Annotated in this window: 16 protein-coding genes; 13 read left to right on the top strand and 3 right to left on the bottom strand. The window is 52.9% G+C overall.

What is annotated here, in order from left to right; all coding sequences use genetic code 11:
* Positions 1-15: 15 nt before the first annotated feature.
* From IEV97_RS09020 to IEV97_RS09030, 3 genes are all read left to right on the top strand, one after another.
* Positions 16-1,344 carry a toxin-antitoxin system YwqK family antitoxin gene (locus IEV97_RS09020; RefSeq protein ID WP_188501191.1) on the top strand — a complete coding sequence of 443 codons (1,329 nt, stop codon included), beginning with the start codon at positions 16-18 and terminating at the stop codon, positions 1,342-1,344.
* Positions 1,344-1,787, top strand: a complete 444-nt coding sequence (locus IEV97_RS09025; RefSeq protein WP_188501192.1) for a GNAT family N-acetyltransferase — start codon at positions 1,344-1,346, stop codon at positions 1,785-1,787. Before IEV97_RS09020 ends, IEV97_RS09025 begins: the two co-directional genes overlap by 1 nt.
* 127 nt (positions 1,788-1,914) lie before the next feature.
* On the top strand, positions 1,915-3,582 hold the full coding sequence (locus tag IEV97_RS09030) for an alpha-amylase family protein (RefSeq protein WP_188501193.1): 1,668 nt from the start codon (positions 1,915-1,917) through the stop codon (positions 3,580-3,582).
* Between the two features lie 47 nt (positions 3,583-3,629).
* Here the strand turns inward: IEV97_RS09030 and IEV97_RS09035 are convergent, their stop codons facing one another.
* Together IEV97_RS09035 and IEV97_RS09040 are read right to left on the bottom strand one after the other, a co-directional pair.
* Positions 3,630-4,772, bottom strand: a complete 1,143-nt coding sequence (locus tag IEV97_RS09035; RefSeq protein WP_188501194.1) for a DEAD/DEAH box helicase — start codon at positions 4,770-4,772, stop codon at positions 3,630-3,632.
* A gap of 54 nt (positions 4,773-4,826) precedes the next feature.
* Positions 4,827-5,573 carry a DUF8692 domain-containing protein gene (locus IEV97_RS09040; RefSeq protein ID WP_229733874.1) on the bottom strand — a complete coding sequence of 249 codons (747 nt, stop codon included), beginning with the start codon at positions 5,571-5,573 and terminating at the stop codon, positions 4,827-4,829.
* Between the two features lie 313 nt (positions 5,574-5,886).
* On the opposite strand from IEV97_RS09040, the gene bioB reads away from it, so the two are divergent.
* The 10 genes from bioB to lysA all read left to right on the top strand — a co-directional run bounded on the left by bioB (position 5,887) and on the right by lysA (position 23,765).
* Positions 5,887-6,885, top strand: a complete 999-nt coding sequence (gene bioB, locus IEV97_RS09045; RefSeq protein ID WP_188501195.1) for a biotin synthase BioB — start codon at positions 5,887-5,889, stop codon at positions 6,883-6,885.
* A gap of 88 nt (positions 6,886-6,973) precedes the next feature.
* Positions 6,974-8,095, top strand: a complete 1,122-nt coding sequence (locus IEV97_RS09050; RefSeq protein ID WP_229733875.1) for an aminotransferase class I/II-fold pyridoxal phosphate-dependent enzyme — start codon at positions 6,974-6,976, stop codon at positions 8,093-8,095.
* Complete coding sequence (gene bioD / locus IEV97_RS09055; RefSeq protein WP_188501196.1) at positions 8,092-8,706, top strand: dethiobiotin synthase; 615 nt, start codon at positions 8,092-8,094, stop codon at positions 8,704-8,706. The genes IEV97_RS09050 and bioD overlap by 4 nt, the downstream gene beginning before the upstream one ends.
* A 165-nt stretch (positions 8,707-8,871) precedes the next feature.
* Complete coding sequence (locus tag IEV97_RS09060) at positions 8,872-9,444, top strand: HEAT-like fold family protein (protein ID WP_188501197.1); 573 nt, start codon at positions 8,872-8,874, stop codon at positions 9,442-9,444.
* A gap of 47 nt (positions 9,445-9,491) precedes the next feature.
* Positions 9,492-10,820 carry an adenosylmethionine--8-amino-7-oxononanoate transaminase gene (gene bioA, locus IEV97_RS09065; protein ID WP_188501198.1) on the top strand — a complete coding sequence of 443 codons (1,329 nt, stop codon included), beginning with the start codon at positions 9,492-9,494 and terminating at the stop codon, positions 10,818-10,820.
* Between the two features lie 546 nt (positions 10,821-11,366).
* Positions 11,367-15,128, top strand: a complete 3,762-nt coding sequence (locus tag IEV97_RS09070) for a T9SS type A sorting domain-containing protein (protein ID WP_188501199.1) — start codon at positions 11,367-11,369, stop codon at positions 15,126-15,128.
* Positions 15,129-15,229: 101 nt separating this feature from the next.
* A complete protein-coding gene (locus IEV97_RS09075) occupies positions 15,230-16,405 on the top strand; it encodes a beta-ketoacyl synthase N-terminal-like domain-containing protein (protein WP_229733893.1) in 1,176 nt (391 codons plus the stop codon).
* 456 nt (positions 16,406-16,861) lie between these two features.
* Positions 16,862-21,115, top strand: a complete 4,254-nt coding sequence (locus IEV97_RS20025; protein WP_229733876.1) for a T9SS type A sorting domain-containing protein — start codon at positions 16,862-16,864, stop codon at positions 21,113-21,115.
* A 180-nt stretch (positions 21,116-21,295) separates the two neighbouring features.
* Positions 21,296-22,627: an aspartate kinase gene (locus IEV97_RS09085; RefSeq protein WP_188501201.1), complete on the top strand. Its 1,332-nt coding sequence runs from the start codon at positions 21,296-21,298 to the stop codon at positions 22,625-22,627.
* Positions 22,620-23,765 (top strand): diaminopimelate decarboxylase, encoded by a 1,146-nt coding sequence (gene lysA / locus IEV97_RS09090; protein ID WP_188501202.1) that lies wholly within the window; start codon positions 22,620-22,622, stop codon positions 23,763-23,765. The genes IEV97_RS09085 and lysA overlap by 8 nt, the downstream gene beginning before the upstream one ends.
* 99 nt (positions 23,766-23,864) lie before the next feature.
* On the opposite strand, the gene IEV97_RS09095 is transcribed toward lysA, so the two are convergent.
* Entirely contained in the window at positions 23,865-24,464 is a 600-nt protein-coding gene (locus IEV97_RS09095) for a hypothetical protein (protein ID WP_188501203.1), read from the bottom strand.
* Positions 24,465-24,581 lie beyond the last annotated feature (117 nt).

Here is a 24,581-nt window from a genome sequence, read left to right on the forward strand (position 1 = left end):
ATATACCTGGTACCCATGTCTAAATTGCTTTCGCTCTTACCGGCTGTTTTGCTCTTCAGCACGGTGGTTTTCGGACAATCTCCCCGCAAAGTAGTCACCTACCACGACGAGTCCATGACGACGGTGAAGGAGGTCTACTACATGACGCCTGACTCAGCTATTGTGGGCTATTACAACCGCTATTACCCATCCGGTGAGCGGGAGGCTTTTGCCAAATTTGTTGAGGGTAAAAAGGACAGCGTGTTCACCGAGTATTACCAAAACGGACAGCCCCGTATGCAGGTAACGTATGTGCAGGATCAGAAGCAGGGACCGTTCAAGGCCTTCCACCCGGATGGGCGCTTGCTGCAGGAAGGCAGCTACGATAAAGATCAGCAGAGCGATGTGTTCAAGACATTTTACGCCGATGGCAAAGTGCGCAAGGAGACAAACTTTGTCAATGGTTTTCCGGAGGGACTGGTGCGTGAATTTTACCCGAACGGCAAGCTGAAATCGGAGATCACGTACAGGAACAGCCAGCAGAACGGTCCGGCCAAAACCTACTTCGAAAATGGCGGCCTGGAGACCGAGGCCACTTACCGCAACGGCATGCTGGAAGGTTCTTACAAAACCTACTTCGACAACGGACAGCTCGAGACAGAGGTGATCAATGTGGCGGGTCAGCGGAACGGCTCCTTCAAAAGCTATTACCGCAGCGGCAAACTGAGCACCGAGGGCAGCTTTGCCTCAGGCAAAATGCACGGCCCATCCAAAGCCTATTTCGAGAACGGCAACCTGCGCAGCATGATCAACTACCGCAACGGGCAGGTGCAGGGCCTCTCGCAGGTATACTTCGAAAACGGCAAGCTGAAAGAGGAAGGCCAGTACAGCAACAACGGCGACGACCGCAAGATCACGACCTACTACCCTTCTGGCAACATCAAAGCCGAGGAGCAATACAAAAACAAGCTGCGCACCGGCAGCTGGAAAACCTACTACGACGCTCCGGGCAAAAAAGTGGAAGTGGCGGAGACCTACAATGCCGGCAAACTGGTAGGCGAGCGCCTGGTGTACTTTGAGAACGGACAGGTAAAGGACAGGTATACCTACGACAAGGCCAATGGCAAAATCGTGAGCAGTCAGGAGTTCTATGAAAGCGGTAAGATCAAGTCCGAGACGAGCTACAAAGACGGTCTGCGCTTCGGCCCTTACAAACAGTACTTCGAAGACGGTAAAGTGGAAGTAATTGGCCAGCATCGCAACAACAGAGCCACCGGCACCTGGAAGTACCACAACGACGAAGGCAAGGTATACAAGACCAGGCTTTACCGCAACGGTGAGGTGGTGGAGGAGAAGGAGAAGTAATGCTATTCCGCGAAGCCACAACCGCCGACATTCCCCAACTCCAGATCATCCGCCATTCGGTAAAGGAGAACATCCTCTCCGACCCCGCAAAGGTTACAGACGAACTTTGTGCGCTATACCTGACGGAGCGCGGCAAAGGCTGGGTATGCGAGGTAGACGGCCAGGTGGTTGGCTTTTCGATTGTTGACCTGCAAGACCGCAACGTATGGGCCTTGTTCCTGCTGCCGGAGTTTGAAGGACAAGGTATAGGCAAACAACTCCACGGCATCCTACTCGACTGGTACTTCCGGCAGACAAAAGAACCGATCTGGCTTGGCACAGACCCCGGCACCAGGGCCGAGCAATTTTACCGCCGTCAGGGTTGGAAAGCGATCGGTATACACGGACGCAGCGAGGTAAAATTTGAGATGCGCCCCGAAGACTGGAAAGCTGCAAAAAAATAATCCAGCACACGAAGGCTATACCTGCATTAGCCACTGCTACTAAGACCTGCCAGCACCTTCGTCCCGACTTTTGCCCCGCTTCTCCCGTATAGACGAATCATTTTTAACCAACCAAAACCGATTCGCTATGCTGGAAGAGCTGTGGTACAAAAATGCAATCATCTATAGCCTGGACCTCGAAACCTTTATGGACCTGAACGGCGATGGGGTGGGCGATTTCGAAGGGCTTGCACGCCGCCTCGACTACCTCAACGCCATGGGCATCGACTGTGTTTGGCTGGCCCCTTTCCAGCCCTCTCCCAACAAAGACAACGGCTACGACATCTCCGACTATTATGGCGTCGACCCCAGGCACGGCTCCAGCGGTGAATTTGTGGAGTTCATGCACCAGGCCAAAAAGCGCGGCATCAAAGTGATCATCGACCTGGTGGTGAACCATACCTCCGACCAGCACCCCTGGTTTCAGGATGCCCGCAGCAGCGAAGACGCCCCGCATCGCGACTGGTATGTCTGGAATAAAAAGAAACCGTCCGACTGGAACGAAGGCATGGTCTTTCCCGGCGTGCAGGACTCCACCTGGTCCTACGACAAAAAGGCCAAATCCTGGTACTACCACCGCTTTCACGATTTCCAGCCCGACCTGAACTGGGACAATCCGGATGTGCGCGCTGAGATCAAACGCATCATTGGCTTTTGGCTCGAGTTGGGTGTGGCGGGTTTCCGGGTGGATGCCGTGCCCTTCATGATCGAATCGCCGGAGCCGAACACCAGCAAGCACGAGCTCAACTTCGATTACCTCCGCGAAATCCGTCGCTTTGTACAGTGGCGCCGGGGAGACGCCATCTTGCTGGGCGAGGCCAACGTGCTGCCCGAGGAAAACAAAAAGTATTTCGGCAAAGAGGGGAATGGCATTCACATGATGTTCAATTTCTATGTGAACCAGCACATGTTCTACGCACTGGCCACCACTGACATTGATCCGCTGATCGAGGCACTGGAGGCCACCCGCACCCACTTCCCGACCGTGCAGTGGGCGCATTTTCTGCGCAACCACGACGAACTGGACCTGGGCCGCCTCACAGACGAGCAACGCGAGAAAGTGTTTGCCCGTTTCGCGCCGGATGAAGATATGCTGCTCTACGAACGGGGTATACGCCGCCGCCTCTCCACCATGCTGGGCAACAGACAGCAAAGCGAGCTGGCCTATAGCCTGATGTTCTCGCTACCGGGCACCCCCGTTATCCGCTATGGCGATGAGATCGGCATGGGCGACGACCAGAGCCTGAAGGAGCGCGATGCCGTGCGCACCCCCATGCAATGGACGGACGATCATCAGGCAGGTTTCTCGAAAGCCGACAAGCTGGTGCACCCTGTCATCGACAAAGGCCCTTACTCCTATCACCATGTCAATGTGGAGAACCAGCGCCGCGACCCGAACTCGCTTCTGAACTGGATGACTGCCCTGATCCGGCTGCGGCAAGAGTGTACGGAAATTGGCTGGGGCGGATGGCAGATACTCAAGACAAACAAGCCGAAGGTGCTCTGCATGCATTACAGCTGGCAAGGCAGCTCACTGATCATTATGCACAACTTCGACGAGATGGCCCACGAGGTCGTACTCGACCTGAAACAGGAGCGAAAAGACAACCAGGAAAAAGAGCACAAACTGATTGACCTGATGGTAAAATACGAAAGCAAAGCTGATGCGAAAGGCCGGCACTACATCACCCTGGATGCCTACGGCTACCGCTGGTTCCGGGCCGGCGACCTGAGTCATTTGCTGAAGAAGGGGTGATCGGCACGGGATGAGCACCCAGGCTCATCCCAGCGATTTTCCTATACCTATTGCCCCTGCAGGTCGATGTCGTCGGTAGGCAGAATCTCCACTCTTACGCCCATTTTCTTCTGGATGATCTTGAAGTGGTGTGCGTCTTCCGTCGTGATCAGTGAAATAGCTTCGCCGGAGGCTTCTGCGCGGCCGGTGCGCCCGATGCGGTGCACGTAATCTTTGGGAGAGCGGGGCAGCTCGTAATTGATGACGAAAGGCAGAAACTTGATGTCTATACCTCGTGAGGCGAGGTCTGTAGCGACTAGTACACGGAGTTTTCCGGCTTTAAACTGCCGGAGCGCTTCCGTTCTGCCGCCCTGGCTTCTGTCGCCGTGGAAAGCGGCAGCCTCAATTCCGTGCTTCTTCAGTTTACCCACCACATTGTCGGCGGTGCGGATAGACGACGCGAACACCAGCACCTGTTGCATGTCGTGTTGGCGGATCAGGTAGCGCAGCAAAGGCCCCTTCTTTTCAGATAAAACCTGATAGGCCACCTGCTTGATCAGCTCCGGCACGGTGGCTTCTTCCTGTACCGTCACCCGTACAGGGTCCGTCAATAGTTTCGCCATCAGGTCTTCCACATCCTGGCTCAGTGTGGCTGAGAACAAGAGGTTCTGCCGGCGGACGGGCAACATGGCGAGTATTTTGTTCACCTCTTCCTGAAATCCCAGGTTCAGCATTTTATCGGCTTCATCGAGCACCAGTGTTTCGACTTCCGAGACGTGCACCGCTTTGTGCTCGATCAAATCAAGCAGGCGGCCGGGCGTGGCGACAAGCACATCCGTGCCGCTCATCTTCATCATCTGCGGATTGATGGAGACGCCACCATACACCGCGAGTGTCTTTACTGGTCTGTCCAACTCCCTACCAAAAGCCCGGAACACCTCTTCGATCTGCACCGCCAGTTCACGGGTCGGCACCAGCACCAGTGTGCGCACGTAGCGGTTGCGGCCGGCTTGCTTCTGCTGGTATAGCTCCAGAATAGGCAGCGCAAAACTGGCCGTCTTGCCGGAACCTGTCTGCGCTATACCGAGCAGGTCCTTCCCTTTCAGAATGGCAGGTATAGCCTGTGACTGTATCGGATAGGGCGCGGTATAGCCCTGGGCTTGGATGGAACGAAGAAGTGGCGCCGAAAGGCCCAGTGCGGAAAATGACATAAATACAGGTATGAGTCGCGGGCAATTGCCCATATACCTGCAAAGGTACGAATATTATGCTTCGCTGTCCTCGGGAGCCAGCACGATCTGGGTGCCATACCTTGCCAGGTGACCGAGTAAGGTATAGATGAACAGCGCCACCCCGGACATTTCCAGCAATTCTTCCAGGCAGTAGAGGATGCGGTTGTACAGGTGATCAATGCCGTAGCGCTTGTAGAGATAGCCCTCAAAAAACTCCAGCCCCAGTGCGCCGGTCACAAACAGCGCACCTGACACCAGGATCAGGTTGCGGGTATAGGTAGGCAGCCGGAGCACGAAGCGCAGAAAATAGGCCACCACAGCCAGCGTGAGCACACTGTAGGGCACCACCCAGGCCCAGTGCAGCATACCTGACAGGTCAGTTGCCAGGCGGGGCCGCACAAAATCGGCCACCCGCTCGTGTACCTGCGTGTTCTCATCGATGGCCATGAACAAGAAGATGCACCCCAGTATAAACCAATGGCGGGTGTAGCTGTCCGGAGCGGAGCGTTTGTATTGAAGGTGAATCAGAAAGAGGAGTCCGCTGGCCGCCAACAACATCACCGAAGAGAAAAAAGCAGGAATGTTACTCTCTCCGTTGAAGGTAAAGTAATACATCAATATCCGCGTCAATCTCGATTCGTAGCGCAATACACCATCCAGTACAATCCCGGCAACGTCAGCGAGCAGCAGTACGACAATAATTAATGCAAGGCTCCGGAGCACCTTTTCAGGCGAAAGCAGCAAAGTCGTGGTAGCCTGAGTAGTAGAAGTCAAATGCATAGATTAACAAGACAGAGGATTACGGTACAATTTACAGATTCAGGTATACCGTAAAACCTCTTCTTCTGTTGTCCTATCCCTATCAGTTGCTGCAACACCGTCAATCAACAACCTCAATCGATTTCTTTGCCATACCTGTGTTGCAACCCTAACCCGACAAATTCAGCTTCCCAACAAATTAACAAACCATTTTATCCACAGAAATAATACTGCAGCTTAAATAGTTAACAAGTTATCCACCAAACATACCCCCAGCCTTGATTTTTTATTCCTAAATCTTCAATTTATCTTCGTCATCCAAACCCGAGCCACCATGATACAAGACGGACTAAACGCAGCCATTCGAAACGACTGGACCCTGGAAGAGATCAAGGCGATCTACTACAAACCGGTACTGGAACTGATCGTAGAAGCAGCCCAAGTGCACAAGCAATACCAGGCGACTGGCGAAGTGCAGGTATGTACCTTATTATCAGTGAAAACCGGTGGCTGTCCGGAAGACTGTGCCTATTGTCCGCAGGCAGCCCGCTTCCATACCGACGTGGAAGTGTACAAGCTGCTGAGCCAGGAGCAGGTGCTCACAGCGGCGCAGCGTGCCAAGGATGGCGGATCCACCCGCTTCTGCATGGGCGCGGCCTGGCGCGAGGTGCGCGACAACCGCGACTTCGACAAGGTGCTCGACATGGTAAAGGGCGTGAACGAGATGGGGCTGGAAGTGTGCTGTACCCTGGGTATGGTGAACGAGTACCAGGCCGAAAAGCTGAAAGAGGCCGGCCTGTACGCCTACAACCATAACCTCGACACGTCAGAGGAGAACTACTCCAACATCATCACCACCCGCACTTACGACGACCGCCTCGACACGATCGAGAACGTGCGTAAGGCAGGTATATCGGTTTGCTCAGGCGGCATCATCGGATTGGGCGAGACGGACGAAGACCGCATCGGCATGCTCCATACCTTGTCTACCTTGGTGCAGCACCCCGAGTCAGTGCCCGTGAATGCGCTGGTGCCGGTAAAAGGCACGCCGCTGGAGAACCAGCCACTGGTTACCGTATGGGAAATGGTGCGCATGATCGCCACAGCCCGTATCCTGATGCCGAAGACCATGGTGCGTCTGTCAGCAGGCCGTGAGCGGATGAGCGTAACCGACCAGGCCCTTTGCTTCCTAGCCGGCGCCAACTCCATCTTCACAGGCGAGAAACTACTGACAACTCCAAACCCTGACTTCGACGCCGACAAAGCCATGTTCGATTTGCTGGGCCTCAAACCTAGAAAATCCTTTAAGGATGAAACACAAGCAGTTTGCTAATTAGACAAAAGACTGTTTGACATAAGACAAAAGACTTTATACTTTACAGTATTACTACTAACTCCTTTGTCCTTTGTCAAAATTTCCTTTGTCACAAAAACTACAGCAGAAGCTGGCGGAGCGGGCGGCGCAGGATAGGTTGCGCACACTCAAAACCACTGCCGGGCTCATTGACTTCTGCTCCAACGACTACCTCGGCCTTGCTCGCAGCGAGAAACTGCGGGCGCTTATCCACAAGGAAGAGGAGCACTATAGACATTTACCTTTGGGGGCGACGGGCTCCCGACTGCTATCGGGCAACCACGGCCTTTTCGAAGAGCTGGAAGGTATGATCGCGTCCTACCACAAGGGAGAGGCGGCGCTGCTGTTCAACTCGGGGTATACGGCCAACGTGGGCCTGTTATCTGCCCTGCCGCAGCGTGGCGATACCGTGTTTTATGATGAGGCAAGCCACGCCTCCATGAAAGACGGGCTGCGTCTGAGCTTTGCCAAGACCTATGCCTTCCGCCACAACAGCGTGGAGGATTTGCGGCAAAAGCTGAAACACGCAACCGGACAGGTATACGTGGTGGCGGAGTCGGTCTACTCGATGGATGGTGACAAGGCTCCGCTTAAAGAGCTGGCTCAGGTATGCAGCGAGCTCGGAGCAGCTTTCATTGTGGACGAGGCCCATGCCGTAGGCCTTTACGGCGAAAAGGGCGAAGGACTAACTGGGGCTTTAGGGCTTCAGGAGCAGGTATTTGCGCAGGTGATCACCTACGGCAAAGCCATGGGCTGCCACGGAGCCGCCGTGGTCGGGCCACAGGTGCTGCGCGACTATTTGATTAACTATAGCAGAGCATTTATTTATACCACAGGATTGCCGACGCATGCGTTGGTGGCCCTGAAGTGTGCCTATACCCTGCTTCCCGAACTCTCGACAGAGCGTGAGCGCGTGCAGCAACTCGCTACCCGACTGTACCAAAGACTGAACAAACTTAGCGGCATACGCTGCACCCCGGAAGACAGTGTGATCCTATCTGTTTTCCCGCATCAGTCCCGGCAACTCAAGGCGCTGGCGGCTGCACTGCAACAAGCTGGATTTGATGTACGCCCCGTGCTGCCCCCTACTGTGCCCGCCGGCACAGAGCGGCTCCGCGTGATCGTGCATGCCTATAATAGTGAAGAAGAAATTGACGGCCTCGTGCAGGCCATAGCGAAAGGTACATGAAAAGATATTTTGTAACAGGCATCGGAACGGACGTTGGCAAAACAGTTGCCGCAGCCATTCTCACCGAAGCCCTGCAGGCCGACTACTGGAAACCCGTGCAGGCGGGCGGCCTGGACTTCACCGACACAGACATGGTCAAGAGTCTAGTTTCGAATGAAAGATCCGTGTTCCACCCGGAGGCCTACCGGCTAAAGATGGCTGCATCGCCGCACAAGGCAGCGGCAGCCGAAGGCGTTGAGATTGATGTGCACGGCCTGAAGCTGCCGGAGACAGCGAATAACCTGATCGTGGAAGGCGCGGGCGGTTTGATGGTGCCCCTGAACAAGCGCTACCTCGTGCTGGACCTGGTGCAGCAATTGGGTCTGGAGGTAATCCTAGTTTCGAGGAATTACCTGGGCTCGATCAACCATACCCTGCTCACGGCAGAGGTGCTGCGCTACCGCAAAGTGCCGGTGGCGGGCATTATCTTCAACGGCGAGGAAAACCAGACATCCGAGGACTTCATTGTGAAGTATACCGGCCTGCGACGCTTGCCCTCCATCCGGCAGGAAGCTGACTTTTGCCAGGAGGCTGTGGCAGAGTACGCTAAGGCTTTCGTACCCTATCTTTAAGCTTACATAACAAAGGATAAACCGCACCATTGCCTATTGAGTAAACTCTACAAAACCACGACACTTACCGTACTTTAAAACGCATTCAGGATCAGCTGCCGAAAAGGCGGCTGATCCTGGGTAAAATCTGAGCAGGTGTTATACCTGCGCCCTTATACATGGCCTATGAACGAAGAGGAACTGCTGCAAGCGTTGAGTCAGCCGTTAGGCAAACGTCAGATACAGGAGCTCGCTGCGAAAACGAACTCGGGCAAGCTCTCGGTGCAACAGCTGTTGGCGTTTTGTTCCTCTAAGCAGGATCGGTCAGTGGCCTTCCGCGCCGCCTGGGTGCTGGAGTGCGTGGCCTATTCCTTTCCCAAGCAATTTCTGCCATACCTGCCCGTTTTCACTGACACACTGCCGGCGCAGCATAACCAGAGCTGCCAGCGGCATTTTTCAAAAATACTGATGTGCTGCGCCAACCCGGAAGACAATCCGCTTTACAAAGCGGCATGGCGGGCGCTGCCTAACCGTGAACCCGTGGTAGAAACCATGTTCGAGTGGCTGATCAACCCACGTACACCCGTCGCTGTAAAAGTCAACTGCCTGGACGTGCTCGTATACCTGCAGCCTGAATTTCCCTGGGTGAAAGACGAATTACTTGCCCAGATCGAGTTTCTGATGAAAGACGGCTCACCCGCCATGCTCAGCCGCGGCAAACGAATACTCAAGCGCTTTTTCCCCGGCAAGGGTAGGTAAATCCCCTCCCCTTGCCTACTTTCGCAGCACAGCGAATACATCTTACCATGTCCACCACCACAACTCTTGCTACCCGCGATCAACAGGTCATCTGGCACCCCTATACGCAAATGAAGACTGCCGCCCTTCCTATACCTATCGTAAAGGGTGAGGGCGCGCTGCTCTACGCTGAGGATGGGAAGACCTATGTGGATGCCGTTGCTTCGTGGTGGGTGAATCTGCATGGGCACGCGCACCCCTACATTGCCCAGAAGGTGGCCGAGCAGTTACAGACGCTGGAGCATGTGATCTTTGCCGGATTTACACACCCGGCCGCCATTACCTTAGCCGAACGACTCATCCAGCTTTTACCACAGGGCCAGAGCCGTATTTTCTACTCCGACAACGGCTCTACTGCCGTGGAGGTAGCGCTCAAAATGGCGATCCAGTATTGGCAGAACAAAGGTATAGCCCGGCGCAAGATCATCGCTTTCCGCAATAGCTACCACGGCGACACCTTCGGAGCAATGGCTGTTAGTGCCCGTAGTGCCTTTACGGCTCCTTTCTGGTCTTACCTGTTTGAGGTGTGTTTTATCGATGTGCCGATACCTGGCAACGAGGATCAAACCTTAAAACAGCTGGAAGCCTATGCACACGAGGGCGATGTGGCCGCTTTTATTTATGAACCACTGGTGCTGGGCACGGCAGGTATGGTGATGTATAACCCGGAAGTTTTGGACCAGCTTCTCGCCATTTGCCAGCAGCATGACATCCTGACCATCGCCGATGAAGTGATGACGGGCTTCGGTCGCACGGGCCGCACCTTCGCCAGCGACTACCTGCAGCTTCAGCCCGACATGGTCACTTTATCGAAGGGGCTGACGGGCGGCACGATGGCACTAGGGGCTACCTCCTGCAACGAGAAAATCTACGAGGCCTTCCTAAGCGATGATAAGCGCAAAACCCTGTTCCATGGCCATAGCTATACCGGCAACCCGGTAGCCTGCGCCGCCGGCCTGGCCAGCCTGGATTTGCTGCTGCTGGAAGAAACAAAGCAGCAGATCGATCACATCCGTCAGCGCCATGCTGCTTTCAGTAAAAAATTCCGGTACCAACCTAAGGTGCTGGAAGTGCGCCAGAGAGGCACGATCCTGGCGGTCGAATTTGAAGCGGAAGGCACTTCGTACTTCAATAAATTAGGCGATACGATCTATAGCTTTGCGTTGGAGCAAGGAGTCATTCTGCGTCCGCTTGGAAACATCATCTATGTGATTCCCCCCTACTGCATCACCGACCCGCAACTCGACCAGGTATACCTTACGCTACAAGGCATGCAGCAACTGATTACGGGGGAGCGCTACTTCGAACCTCCTACCCAAACCACACTGCATGATTAACAGGCAGCTAATAGATTCATTTTGGGAAATACGAGCTAAACAAAGCCCAGAATTCTGGCGAATGTGTAAGCACAAAGCTGAATGCACTGCGATCATGGCAAAACTATCTTAACACCCAAAAGCCTGACAACTAGCCAATTGATATTTAATACCATAATAAACACGTAGCAGCATTCGGCTTTTTTCTTACAATATTTCACATTCCGACCTTAACCATAACCCAATATTTTATATCCAAATCATTCAAAAATTTCCACTGTTAGGATAATAATTCCAGCTTTTGGAAAATTGCACTTCCCTTCCCAACCTGATTGCACTCCAAAGCAGCATAAAGCCAGGCCCGCTAAAAAATATTTACCTTTGATTATCAATGGCTTGCATTTCATTTCACGCTATTTATTGCTGCGTGAAAAGCACTGTACAAAATGGCATTTAATTTTCTTCCAAATCTACAATTAACCAGCTAGGCTTAGCTAAAGTAGGATTCACCATCTCTATATTATCTATCGGAGGGTTAAGTTTCACACCATTATTTACTTAACCCATATGAATCAAATTTTACCCTTCTTCAAGGCTGTCTTGTTGAGCCTGGTGCTTGTATTATTTGTAACCCCTGCCTTGCGCGCGCAAACCAAGGGTATGATCGTGAAGCCTGCCATAGGAGCGGGCAGGGCCGTGCTCGACCCGAACGGCGATGGCTATGTTTCCAGTCCTGCCACTCCTCCGGGCTTCCGATTCAATGATGTGCAGGAAAGCGAGATTCCGTACAGAGCCTTGCCACTTCCGGCAGGTGAGGTAATGGGCGACCTGCTGCGCGGACCTTCTGATGGTTTTTCTGATTTCTCATACCTGTTCGGTAACGTAGACCCGGTGTATACCTACTTGTCTGGAGGCAACCTCATGTTCCGTTTCCGTCTGGGAGGTATAGCACCTAACTCGAAAGGTTACAGCATCCTGATCGACACAGATAACAAATTCGGCAACACGGGTCCGGATGCTGACCCGGACTATACACCTGCCAACCCGGGCTTTGAAGTAGAGATCTTGCTGGCGACCGGCTTTGGCGTGCGGCTCTACAATGTCAATGGCGTGTCGTCTCCAGCTGTCGGAAGCCAGTTGGTTAACCTGCCTTACGAGCAGTATGCCCAGAAAGCGATTGCCTACACCACAAACGGTGGCAGCCCGGACTATTTTTACGATTTCTACATGCCGTTCTCCGAGATAACTAAACACATTCCGTCCTTCACAGCCAGCACTCCGGTGCGCATGGTGGCCAACACGGTGATGAGCGCACAGCACAGTGCACTGGCCGGGCCTATCTCTGATGTGGGCGGCATAGATGACAAGGTATACGGCGGCAATTATGCGGCCGCGTTCACCAACATTATCAAAAGTATCATCCCGACTTCCCTGAACGTAACGCCTACTTCTGATTTTCCGTCGCTACGCAGCGCTGCCCCGGTAATGACGGGAACTTACACGGCAGGCACTTCCACAACCGCAAATCCTTTGCAGGTGAACGGCACATCCATTGAAGCCGCTGGCACTGTGGTAACCGTATACCTGAATGGCGCACCACTAGGCACTACGACAGTGGGCGCAGGTGGCACCTGGACCTATACCTTGCCTGCTAACACTGCACTTGCCGCAAGCGACAAACTCACTGCCACAACCACTGCTACAGGTAAGTCTGTCTCCAATCTCTCGAACGAGGTTGTGGTGATATCACCAGCTTTTATCTGTCCGGCGAGTGCGACCCCTACCATCCTGTGCGCATCAGACAAAGGATTCACCGGAACGGTGCCGGCTGGGGTAGCCGCAGGCAGCATCATCAGGATCTATAAATTCGGAGAGCCCGACAGACCGGTCTTAGGTATACCTGACATCCCGGTAAGGGCTAATGGCACCTGGGGCTGGACATGCCGCGACGGTGTGAATGCAACCGACTGTAGCCCGGGACAGGGATGCGTGGCTGGAACTGTTACTTTGGGTAACGGCAGCTATTACGCGATACTGGAAGAAGGAAACGGCAAATGCTCCTCTGCCAGATCAAACGAGGTATGCGTGGGCAAGGGCAACCTGGCCACCACCGCTACCCCTACCATCACTACAAACCCTATCCTGCAAAGCACCACGGCCATCTCGGGCACCGCTGTTGCCAACGCTTCCGTTATTGTGTTGATCAACGGAAAGTTGTTTGGCAACACCACGGCGACAAGCACAGGCGCATGGACGATGTCGGGTATGGTGCTGAAGGCAGGCCAGGTGGTTTCGGCTCGTGCGTTGTCGCCGAACATCTGCGTGTCGAACGAGACCTTTGCCACTGTGATGGCAGAAGCCTCTGTAGCCCCGGTCTTGAACGGCCCTATCCGGGCAGGTGCCACCTCGGTGTCGGGTACGTCCACAGAGCCGGCTGGCACCGTGATCACCGTTTACCGTAACGCTCAGGCCATCTGCTCTACAAACTGTCCGGTGGTGGATGCCTATGGCAACTGGACCCTAGGCGGCCTTGCCGCTTCAGCGCTCACAAGCGGCAACACCATTACAGCAACTGCCACCGCACCAGGCAAAGGCGCCAGTGCTTTATCAAATACCGTAACCGTTCTGGCCGCTGCTTCAGCAACACCTGCTATACCTGCCATCACGGGTTCTTATGTGGAGGGGGCCACTGCGGTTTCAGGCACCGGTCCTGTCAATACCACGATCAACCTGTACATTGATGGCTATCTTTTAGGCACGGTTACCTCTTCTGCAACGGGTAACTGGACCGTGATCGGCCTGAGCAGCAGTAACATTGAAAAACTATTGTATGCCGGTGGGGTGCTCACGGCTACCTCCGGTACGATCGGCATAAACGAAAGCAGGCATTCAGCAGGTACGACAGTGTTGTGCTCTAATACCATACCTGACAGAAACAAAGCAGTAACAGCCATTGCCTCCGCGATCTGCCAGAACAGCAGCGCCACGATCAGGATCAGCAACTCTGAGCCGGGCATCAGTTACGTACTCCGTAACGAGGCCAACACAGCCGACCTGAGCTCATCTGTGTTAGGCAACGGCAGTGACATTGTGCTTACTTCTTACCCACTTAGCACCAGCCAGAGAATCAAAGTGGCCGCCGTACGCGGCGAAAGCCCGGGTTGCGGCGCGGCTACGCTGAATAATACAGCTGATATTACGGTTAACCCGAATCCGACCGCTTTTATGGTAACGGTTCAGAATACACAAATTTGTATCGGAGCTAAAGCCATGCTAACCGTTACAAGCTCTCAGTTGAACGTGAACTACCAGATCAGGCTTAAGGCGGACAACAGCGCTGTCGGTGCGCCAGTAGCTGGCACGGGTGGTCAAATCACGCTCGAAACCCCGGTTCTGAATACAACGGGCAGCTTCAACTTTTATGTACAGGCCACTTCGGGTATAGCACCGACCTACTGCGGCACCCAGATGAGCAATGAAGTGACCATCACGGTATATGCCCTGCCCTCTAGGACGCTTGAGTTCATAGAAGGCGCCTTTAATGCTGATGGCACCATGAACCTGATCATTAAGAATTCGGAGGTGAATGTGCTCTACCAGCTCCGTCTGAATGGCACGGATTTCAGAACGCCGGTAGCCGGCAATGGGGCTGATATAGTGCTTGTTTCGGATGTGGTAAGCTCTGAGAAGAAAACCTATACCGCTGTAGCCCGCCACATCAGTTCCGGCTGTCCGGTTGAGCTCGAGCAAAAGATCGAACTCCAGAGCATCACGGCGCTTCCGGTCGAATTGGTTTCATTTAAAGCGGTGGCCCAGCAAAACCAGGTATTATTGCAATGGACAACTGCCTCCGAACGCGACAACGACCTTTTTGAGGTGGAGCGCAGCCAGGACGGACGCAAGTTTACCCTCATTGGCCAGGTGAAAGGCAAAGGCACCAGTACTCTTACAAACTCTTATAGCTTCACTGACAAGAACCCGGGTACAGGAGTGAACTACTACCGCCTGCGCCAGGTGGATTATGATGGCACGTTTGAATACAGCAAAACCTTGGCAGCACACCTGAAGGAAGCAAGCACTTCGGTTAAAGCCTACCCGAACCCATTCTCTCACAGCGTGCTGGTAGGTATAGCAACTGAAACGGCTGGTCCGATACAGGTGACTGTGGTTGATGCACAGGGCCGCGTGGTGATCGAGCAAAAGATAAATTCTGAAGGCAGGTATAGCACGCTTGAGCTTTCAACTCAACAACTGGCGACAGGCGTGTACTTCCTTCGTGTGACTGGCGGCGGCGTTAATTCCACCATGAAACTGATCAAATCGCACTAGTTTTCCTGGTACACAAAACAAAGATCGGGGTGACACACGTTTGTTGCCCCGATCTTTGTTTTTACCTTTGCCCCGCATTGGAAAGCGCAAAAGAACATATCGTGATCAGGGGCTGTGGTGTTATCTCACCTCTGGGTACGGATGAGCAGTCCGCAGCGCAGGCGTATTTGTCAGGCAGACCATCATTTTCTATTTGGCAACACCAGGGACAAGCTACTCCTGTAGCCGCTCTATCCGCAGCAGGCGAAGCGGCATTGCAAAAACTCCAGGCAGAGAACCCCAGCTATCGCCAGCTCGACCGTTCCGTGCTGATGGCCATCTACGCTGCCCGCCAGGCAGCTGAACAGGCTGGCTGGTTTAACGCGCCCTCAGTACTACAGCCAGATCTGGCTGTGAATATCGGTTCCTCCAGAGGGGCCACCGGGCTGTTTGAGCAGCACTTTGAGGCCTTCCAGCAACAGCGGCTCTCTGCTTCTTCCTCCCCCACGACTACCTTGGGAAATTTATCAAGCTGGGTAGGCCATGCCGTGAATGCAGGCGGTGCGCAAATCAGCCACTCTATTACCTGCAGCACGGCGCTCATGGCCGTAGCAAACGGCGTTGCCTGGTTGCGGGCAGGTATGGCCAACCGCTTTCTGGCTGGCGGCACCGAAGCGCCACTCACCGATTTCACGATTGCCCAGATGAAAGCGATCGGAATCTACTCTTCAATGCACGACCAACCTTTTCCCTGCCAACCTTATGGAACTTCTGGTGAGAATACCTTTGCGTTAGGCGAAGGCGCAGCCGTACTGGCACTCGAGAAAGCAGCTGCCTCTCAGCTTATCCAGGGCGATGTGGTGATCGAAGCAGTTGGTTTCGGTTTTGAGCCAATCAAAAGCAAAACAGGTATATCCGCTGAAGGACTCAATTTTCAACAATCCATGCAGCATGCCCTGGCACAGCTCCCCCGCCATCAGCAAACGATTGATGCCATCATCACCCATTCACCTGGCACCAGAGCGGGCGACATGGCTGAATTAAGTGCAATTAAAGCAACCTTCAGAAGTAAGCTACCCGCTATCACCACGAATAAACACCTGCTTGGTCATACGCTAGGCGCCTCCGGTGCCCTTAATTTACAGTATGCCTTGTATTTACTTGATCAACAACAAATTACCCCGCCTAACTATCCTTTATTGCTCCCAACTTCGTCCCTCACAGGCATGCAACGCCTTATGATAAACGCAGCAGGTTTTGGTGGAAATGCCGCTAGTATCATCCTTCGTTTAGTTTAGAAATATAATTAAAAATTACAATTAATACACCCGTCTTAATCCAATTCATAGACATCTTCTATATAGTACAATTATTGTACATTTCCATTATACATTCCCCTAAGCTCCTTTTCCAATATTGCACAGATTTAGAAGCTTTATTTAGTCACTGTTTGATTGTGGTTGACTTTCCTCTTTTCCCACTCTGTGAAATCGAACATAACATAGGAAACTGGCCAATTTTCACCTCCAGCTTAATTAATGTATAGGAATATAAGAACTTATTAATACAATTTACCGCCGCCTATCTTTCCAATTCCTGTCCAATTGCACACTAAAGTTTTATAGCACAGGCACGTATAACTCAATACAATCTAAAAGTGAGAACAGAGCACGACCTGCCTGATTCACACTACTTTTTATTGTATTAATTACCCTTTAACCAAATACTTGCTATAACAAACTTTTACCCAGACTATGAAAAAATTTATACAAGTCTCGTTTCTACGAAGCAGCCTCTGGGTTGCTATTTTACTCGTAGTCACGATCGCAGGCGCTTTTGCGCAAACATCTGGCATGATTGTACAGCCAGCCAGAAACGGTGGAGAGGTTATATTAGACCCAAATGGCGACGGTTATATATCGACAACAGCCACCGGATTCTCAGGCGCCAATGACATTGGAGAAGGCATCAGTGAAATCCCCTATCGAGCATTACCCACGCTGGCATCAGAGCCTTTGGGGGATGTTAAAAACGGAACAGCCGGAAGCCACACGGATTTTGCGCCTCCCTCTCCGCTACAGGTATATTTTGATGGCAGAAACCTCATGTTCAGACTGCGGGTGGGTGGTATCTCATCTGCTGCGCGGGGCTACAGTGTCCTCATCGACTCAGACAATACTTTTGCAGGCACTGGCGCAAATCCGGGTTTTGAGTTTGAGGTGGTCCTCTTCTCAAACTCTGAGGTGAGGCTCATCGGTCACACTGGCACATCATCACAAACACTCTTTAGTGGCGCCGTTACGCAGTTCTCTCAGCGGGCACAGGCAGCCTCAACCGGCGGCGGCGACCCGGATTACTTCTATGATTTTTATGTTCCACTTACCGCTTTTAACAACCAGATCACATCCACCACGCCTTTGCGTATGGTGGCCAGCACCCTCAACCTTGGACGCAGTGCGCTGTCAGATCTAAGTTTAGTGACTGACGTAGCGGGGGTTGATTTCAGAACTTACAATCAGGATGCGCTTGCAGCCTGGCGTGATATCATTGGTGTAACGCCTCCAGTTACGCTCAATAACCTGGTAGCAAACGAAATTTCTCAGATCAGGACTTTTGCGCCAGTGATTAGCTCCCCTATTACTACAGCTGCTACATCTATCTCAGGCACCTCCCGGGAGCCAGTTGGAACGATCATTCAAATCTTGCGAAATGGCACTGCTCTTGGTACTGCAACCGTAACAGCTACAGGTACTTGGACATTTACATTACCAAGCGGTGTAACACTAGCAGAAGGTAACCGGATCACGGCTACAGCCACTGCTCCAAACCGTCCGGTTTCAGAGGCATCCAATGCTGTGATTGTTACAGGTACTGTGTGTGCTACTCCGCCGCCAGCAATTGTTGGAGCAGACGGTCCTAGAAGGATACTCAATGGTACTTCAGCGCCGAACGCTATCATCAGAATCTATCGAAATGGCATACTATTATCGAACTCCACTGGCGCTACTTTTGTAACAGCCAGTACTACAGGCGCGTGGACTTTTACAGTATGTGCACCTGGCGGTGGTAGCGGAAATAATAATTGTATTGGCAATGGCGTGTTCACAGCAACACAGCAGCTAGGCACAGGCTGCCAGTCAAATCCATCAGCCCCATTTGTTAACCTACCTACTACAGCAACCAGCCCTGCAACTACTATCACCTCACCAGTTTGCGTCAGTTCGTCTACAGTTTCCGGAACAGCCGCGCCAGATGCTTTCGTGACGGTATTCCTCAACGACCGCCCGATATACCTGGTAACAACAACAGATAATGCCTATACGGCACAAGCAGATGCTGCTGGCAACTGGAGTTTTACAGGTAATTTAGGTTTCACTGCCGGAAACACTTTATTCGCCAGAGCCAGAACGGCAACTACTTATTATGGACAGTCATCAAACGTAACCGTAACCAGCTGCCCGACTACAGCACCCGTTATCACCGGAGATTACTGTGGTGTGACAACGACTGTAACCGGTACATCAACAGAACCAGCCGGCACCTCAATTCAGGTATATGCGGGTGGCACTGCAGTTGGCTCGCCCACCACCGTTAATCAGAACGGTTTCTGGACAGTGACCGGACTCTCCATTCCGCAGGGCACGGCCTTCACGGCACGGGCCACAGCGCCGGGTGGCACACAAAGCCCGGACTCTGAACCGGTAACCGCTACTGCTCAGACATCGGCAGAAGGCCTCACCATCAACAGCCCCATCCTGGAAGCCGCTACCACGATCTCAGGAACAGGCCCTGGCGGCACACAACTAACACTCTATATCGACGGCACGCCCTTCACACCCATCTCTATACCTGAAAATGGCAGCTGGAGCATCACTGGCTTTTCACGCTCAGAGATATTCCCGGGTGCTGAGATAAGCGCTACTGTGACAGCAACCGGACAGTGCGAGAGTGAATTAGCCGAAAGCGTGATAGTGGAATGCGAGCCACTGACCACTACCTTCACGGTCTCTTCCAGCACACCGGCCACCATCTGTGGAGGGAGTACACCTGTGGTCGTAAACCTGGCCGCGTCTCAGTTAGGAGTAATCTATACCTTACTGGCTGATGGAGAAGTATCCGGCGCTTCTGTAATGGGTACGGGTGATGCGATTACAATCACTTCAGGACCTATCAGCAACACTACAAACGCTAACAGGGATGTGGTGCTATCGGTGAGAGCACGCAGGGTCACCGGCGCTACAGGAGAGAGCCTGCCTGCAAGCTGTGAAGCCATCCTGACCGAAACAATCACCAGATCCGTGCTGCCACAAGCGCCAACCAATTACACCGTTACGCCGCTGACAAGCAATGTTTGCGCAGGCTCTGCTGTCACATTGCAGCTCAGCACCTCTGCATCAGGCTATACCTATCAGTTGCTGAACGAGGCAACTGGTGAGCTGGTGGGAACCCCGATTGCCGGAACTGGATCAGCGATCAACCTATCAACAGGTCCGGTTAACTTCAACGCTTCATACAGCGTTGTCATTACTAATAATGCCAATCAATGTGTGCTGACAGATGCAGGGCGTTACACGGCTAACATCTCCGGGCCAGCCATCGACAGGCCGGTATTTGCCACCAATGACAGGGTATGTATCGGAGGTCCGGCAGTCATAAATGTATCTACCCAAGCCAATACCAGTTACCTGTATGATGTATTTCAGGTTGCCCCCGGCGGTTCTGCAACACAAATAGCAAATGACCTACAGGGCACGGGCAACATAATTGCCGTACCTTCAGCAGCGTTGAATACACCGGGCACCTATTCCTTCTATGTGGAAGTGTCGAGTCCTTCCTGTCCTGCTCGCAGAGTACTGCAGACTGCTACAGTGGAAGTGACAAACAACCCAGGTATAGCCAATGCCGGAGAGGATGCAACTGTCTGTGGAACCGAAGCTGTGCTCGCAGCTCAGTCAGCCGCGCCGGGTGTTGGTACCTGGTCTATTGTGACTAAACCAGCGGGAAGTACAGATCCGACTTTCGCCAACGTAAACAACCCCAACTCCACGGTCAGCGGCCTTGTTTCAGGTATCTATGAATTCCGTTGGTCAGTCGTGACCACTTGCGGCGGCACCCCAACTCCGGCAGTAGAAGACATTGTCAGAATCACGGTTAACTGTGAAGCTTCCTATGTGGTGTTGCCCCCTAAATACAGGGATGAATACATGAGTGGTGACACACTGGCTTACACGGTAGACACAGATGGCGGCATAACGGCAGCTACACTACTGAGCGGCTCGCTGCCTCCGGGTTTTATACTTTCACCAACTAACGGCAACATTACCGTAGGAAACCCGGATTTGCTTGTAACAGGCATTTATCAACTAAGCATTAGACTAGTGGACTCCTTGGGAGACGTAACTGATGTCGTGTTGACCATCGTCATCGATGAGGACTCTCCTATCATCATACCGCTCCCTGTCGAGCTGGTATACTTCACGGCTACTGTCCGTAACAACCAGGCGCACCTGGAGTGGCTCACCGCTTCGGAACTGGACAACGACCGCTTTGAGATAGAGCGCAGCCTCGATGCAAGGAGCTTTGAGAAAGTAGGCACCGTGAAAGGCAAAGGCACGGCCAGCCTGGAAACCAAGTACCAGTTTACAGACCGCACACCGGTGCAGGGCACTGTCTACTACCGACTCAAGCAGGTAGACATCGACGGACAGTTTGCTTACAGCAACGTGATTGCAGTCAATGCCATGGGTTTGGCGCGTGAACTGGCTACGCAGGCCTATCCGAACCCATTCCAGGATGTGATCAAAGTGACGCTTATGGCACCAGAGTCGCAGGTAACTGTAATGACCATTTACGACATGAACGGACGCCGTGTGTTGAACAAGGAACTGCCATTGGATGCCGGCCTGAACAGACTGGAGCTTAACCTGGAGCAGCTACAGTCAGGTATGTACATCCTGAAAGTTGTGGGCGCGGGCATGGAGTCCACCACCCGAATCATGAAAAACTAAACGACAGGTATAACATCCACGGAAAAGGCAGCCGCAAATTGGCTGCCTTTTCTTTTTACTGCTTATGACACTTCTGCACTGAATTTGTTAAATTTGCAGCCGGATTTTGCTCATCTTATACCTTGCAAAAGGTTATACCTGACCATCTTCTGGTTATACCCTTTATTTCAAACTGATTACATGAAAGTTTTAAAGTTCGGCGGCACCTCTGTAGGGTCGGCTGAAAGAATGAAAATGGTGGCGGACCTCATCAACGACGGGTCGCCAAAAATTGTGGTGCTCTCGGCCATGTCGGGTACCACCAACCAGCTGGTACAGATTGCCGAAACGCTCTACCAGAATGCCAACCAGGAAGCCAATGCGCTCATCGACGCGCTACACGATAAATATAAACAGGTAGTAGAAGCGCTCTACCAGACTGACGAAAAGAAAAAACAGGCGCTCGAACTGATCTCCCTTCATTTTGATCACATCCGCTCGTTCACACTCGACCTCTTCACGATATATGAAGAGCGTGCCGTGCTGGCGCAGGGCGAACTGCTGTCAACGGCTTTGTTTCAGTTCTTCCTCGAAGAGCAGGGTATAGCATCGGTTCTCTTGCCAGCTCTCAACTTCATGAAGATCGACGAGAACGAGGAGCCGGATACCGCCTATATCAGCAAGAACCTGAAACTCGAACTGGAGAAATACCCTGAAACCAACTTGTTCATCACGCAGGGCTACATTTGCCGCAATGCCTTTGGCGAAGTAGACAACCTGAAGCGGGGTGGTTCGGATTACTCGGCTTCGCTGATCGGTGCTGCCGCAGACGCCAGTGAGATTCAGATCTGGACCGATATTGACGGCATGCACAACAACGACCCGCGTGTTGTCAAAGACACCTTCCCGATCGCGGAGCTGTCGTTTGACGAGGCGGCGGAGCTTGCCTACTTTGGGGCCAAGATCCTGCACCCCTCGAGTGTACAGCCGGCCAAGCAGAAGAATATTCCGGTGCGCCTGCTCAACACCATGCAGCCACAGGCGCACGGCACTACCATCTCAGCCCAGACGGGAAAAGGCGGCATCAAGGCGGTAGCGGCGAAAGACGGCATCACGGCCATCAAGATCAAGTCGGGACGCATGTTGCTGGCCTATGGTTTTCTGCGCAGTGTGTTCGAGGTGTTCGAAAGGTATAAGACCCCGATCGACATGATCACGACTTCTGAGGTGGCTGTGTCGCTGACTATTGATAACCCGAAGTTTTTGACCGAAATTACCCGCGAATTGCAGGAGTACGGGCAGGTGGAAGTCGACCAGAACCAGAGCATCATTTGCATCGTGGGGGATTTTATCGCCGAACGCAGCGGCTCGGGACTGAAAATATTTGAGGCGCTTAAAGACATTCCGCTTCGCATGATCTCGTATGGCGGAAGCAAGAACAACATCAGCTTATTGATCAACACAACCGATAAAGAAAGATCCCTGATCCTGTTGAACGAGGGCATCTTTGAAAGGAACCAGAAAAATGCTTAATCTCTCTGTGCAGGAGTTGCAGCAGCACGCCACTCCCTTTTATGTGTACGACCTCAACCTGTTGCGCCAAACCCTGCAGCGGGTCAGCCAGGAGGCTGCCAGGTATAACTTTCAGGTTCACTATGCCCTAAAGGCCAACACAAACGGCCCGATCCTGGACGAAATGCGCGCTGCGGGCTTCGGGGCTGACTGCGTGAGTGGAAACGAGGTGAAGTGCGCCATCGAAAACGGATTCCCGGCGCACCACGTGGTGTTTGCGGGCGTAGGCAAGTCGGATGCTGAGATCAACTATGCGCTGGATCAGGATATTTTCTGCTTCAACTGCGAGTCGAGCCACGAGCTGATCGTGCTGAACGAACTGGCGGAAGCCAAGGGCAAGACGGCCCGCATCGCGCTGCGCATCAACCCGAACGTGAACGCCAACACGCACAAGTACATCACGACAGGGCTCGAGGAAAACAAGTTCGGCATCAACGCCTGGGAATTGCCTGACGTGCTGGCGCTGCTCAAAACGCTGCCCAACCTGTCGCTGATTGGCCTGCATTTTCACATTGGTTCGCAAATTACGGACCTGTCGGCATTCCGCAACCTGTGCACGCGCGTAAACGAATTTCAGGAATGGTTTGAATCGCAGCAGGTGCAGCTGGAGCACATCAACGTGGGCGGCGGACTTGGGGTGGATTACTACAGCCCGGACGAGCAGCCTATACCTGATTTTGAGGCGTACTTCTCTTTGTTCAACCAGTTTCTGGAACTTCGCCCGAACCAGCAGGTGCATTTTGAATTGGGACGCGCCCTGGTTGCCCAGAGCGGAACGCTTATCTCGAAGGTCCTCTACATCAAAAAAGGCGTGTCGACGAACTTTGCCATCCTGGATGCCGGCATGACCGAGCTGATTCGGCCGGCACTGTACCAGTCGTATCACAAAATAGAAAACCTGACCAGCAAGGGCCCTGAAGAGCGCTACGATGTGGTGGGTCCCATCTGCGAGTCCTCCGACTGTTTCGGCAAAGCGGTGGTGCTGCCTGAGACAAACCGCGGTGACCTGATCGCGATCCGCACAGCAGGCGCTTATGGTGAAGTGATGTCTTCCTCCTATAATCTGAGAGAAAAAGCCGCTGCCGTATACCTTGGGTAGCTCTTGTACTTACCCCATTTACAAAATGAAAGCCCCGCTTCCAATTTAAGGAGGCGGGGCTTTCTCACTCTTAACCCAAAACCATCACAATCAGGTATCTTACATGGCCAGCGAAACCACAAAATCTGGCTCAGCGTGTTTTATCAGCGGATGCTTGTTGAAAAAGTTAGCCATTTCGAGGGCATTGCCCTGTGAATTTTTGTCGGCGCGAAACACAAAGGTGCCTTCGCTCAAGGTGCTCACTAGCTCGGTTCCGGTTGCCTCCGTCAGTCGCTTTAGCACCTTCGCAGCTTCCTGTCGGCCCTCTTCCACCTCCACTATAAATTCGTTCGATATACCCAACAACTGTCCGCCTGCTGATTCAAAATAAGGAGCGGCGTAGTCCACAGCCGGGTCTTTTGAAATTTCAGAAAGCGCCACTTCTACCTGCCGGCAGTTGAGCCCCGCGGCCAGTTTGGCCGGATACAGCCGGGCAGAGTTTGTCTGGATCGGCTGTCCGAGTTCCGCTATAAACCCATGACGGGCCGCTGCGGCCGTGGCCTGCTCCTGATTCAATCCGTCGGTGAAAGACAAAAGTATCATGCCGCTGTAAACCGTGCCCAGCGATTTTTCCGCACCATTATAATAATAGGTATGAGCGGTGCAGGGTATCCCACCAGCCGCCTGCAGCGGATTTAACAGACCGGGGTCAAAACGCACGTTCCGGATAGGCGAAACGTTGTCATTTCTACATGATGAAAATATAATTATCAGAAGTAGAGAGCTTAGCCAGGGTATATAGATTTTCATTGCTGTCGGGTATTATGAATCGTCCAT

The organism is Pontibacter amylolyticus (assembly GCF_014638845.1).
GTDB classification, from domain to species: Bacteria; Bacteroidota; Bacteroidia; order Cytophagales; family Hymenobacteraceae; genus Pontibacter; species Pontibacter amylolyticus.

Excerpts from the sequence above, each read along its gene's own strand:
- IEV97_RS09035 (WP_188501194.1), bottom strand. The coding sequence starts at position 4,772 with ATGTCATTTTCCGCACTGGGCCTTTCGGCGCCACTTCTTCGTTCCATC.
- IEV97_RS09040 (WP_229733874.1), bottom strand. The coding sequence starts at position 5,573 with ATGCATTTGACTTCTACTACTCAGGCTACCACGACTTTGCTGCTTTCG.
- bioA (WP_188501198.1), top strand. The coding sequence starts at position 9,492 with ATGTCCACCACCACAACTCTTGCTACCCGCGATCAACAGGTCATCTGG.
- IEV97_RS09025 (WP_188501192.1), top strand. The coding sequence starts at position 1,344 with ATGCTATTCCGCGAAGCCACAACCGCCGACATTCCCCAACTCCAGATC.
- IEV97_RS09085 (WP_188501201.1), top strand. The coding sequence starts at position 21,296 with ATGAAAGTTTTAAAGTTCGGCGGCACCTCTGTAGGGTCGGCTGAAAGA.
- bioB (WP_188501195.1), top strand. The coding sequence starts at position 5,887 with ATGATACAAGACGGACTAAACGCAGCCATTCGAAACGACTGGACCCTG.
- IEV97_RS09070 (WP_188501199.1), top strand. The coding sequence starts at position 11,367 with ATGAATCAAATTTTACCCTTCTTCAAGGCTGTCTTGTTGAGCCTGGTG.
- IEV97_RS09060 (WP_188501197.1), top strand. The coding sequence starts at position 8,872 with ATGAACGAAGAGGAACTGCTGCAAGCGTTGAGTCAGCCGTTAGGCAAA.
- IEV97_RS09020 (WP_188501191.1), top strand. The coding sequence starts at position 16 with ATGTCTAAATTGCTTTCGCTCTTACCGGCTGTTTTGCTCTTCAGCACG.
- lysA (WP_188501202.1), top strand. The coding sequence starts at position 22,620 with ATGCTTAATCTCTCTGTGCAGGAGTTGCAGCAGCACGCCACTCCCTTT.
- bioD (WP_188501196.1), top strand. The coding sequence starts at position 8,092 with ATGAAAAGATATTTTGTAACAGGCATCGGAACGGACGTTGGCAAAACA.
- IEV97_RS20025 (WP_229733876.1), top strand. The coding sequence starts at position 16,862 with ATGAAAAAATTTATACAAGTCTCGTTTCTACGAAGCAGCCTCTGGGTT.
- IEV97_RS09030 (WP_188501193.1), top strand. The coding sequence starts at position 1,915 with ATGCTGGAAGAGCTGTGGTACAAAAATGCAATCATCTATAGCCTGGAC.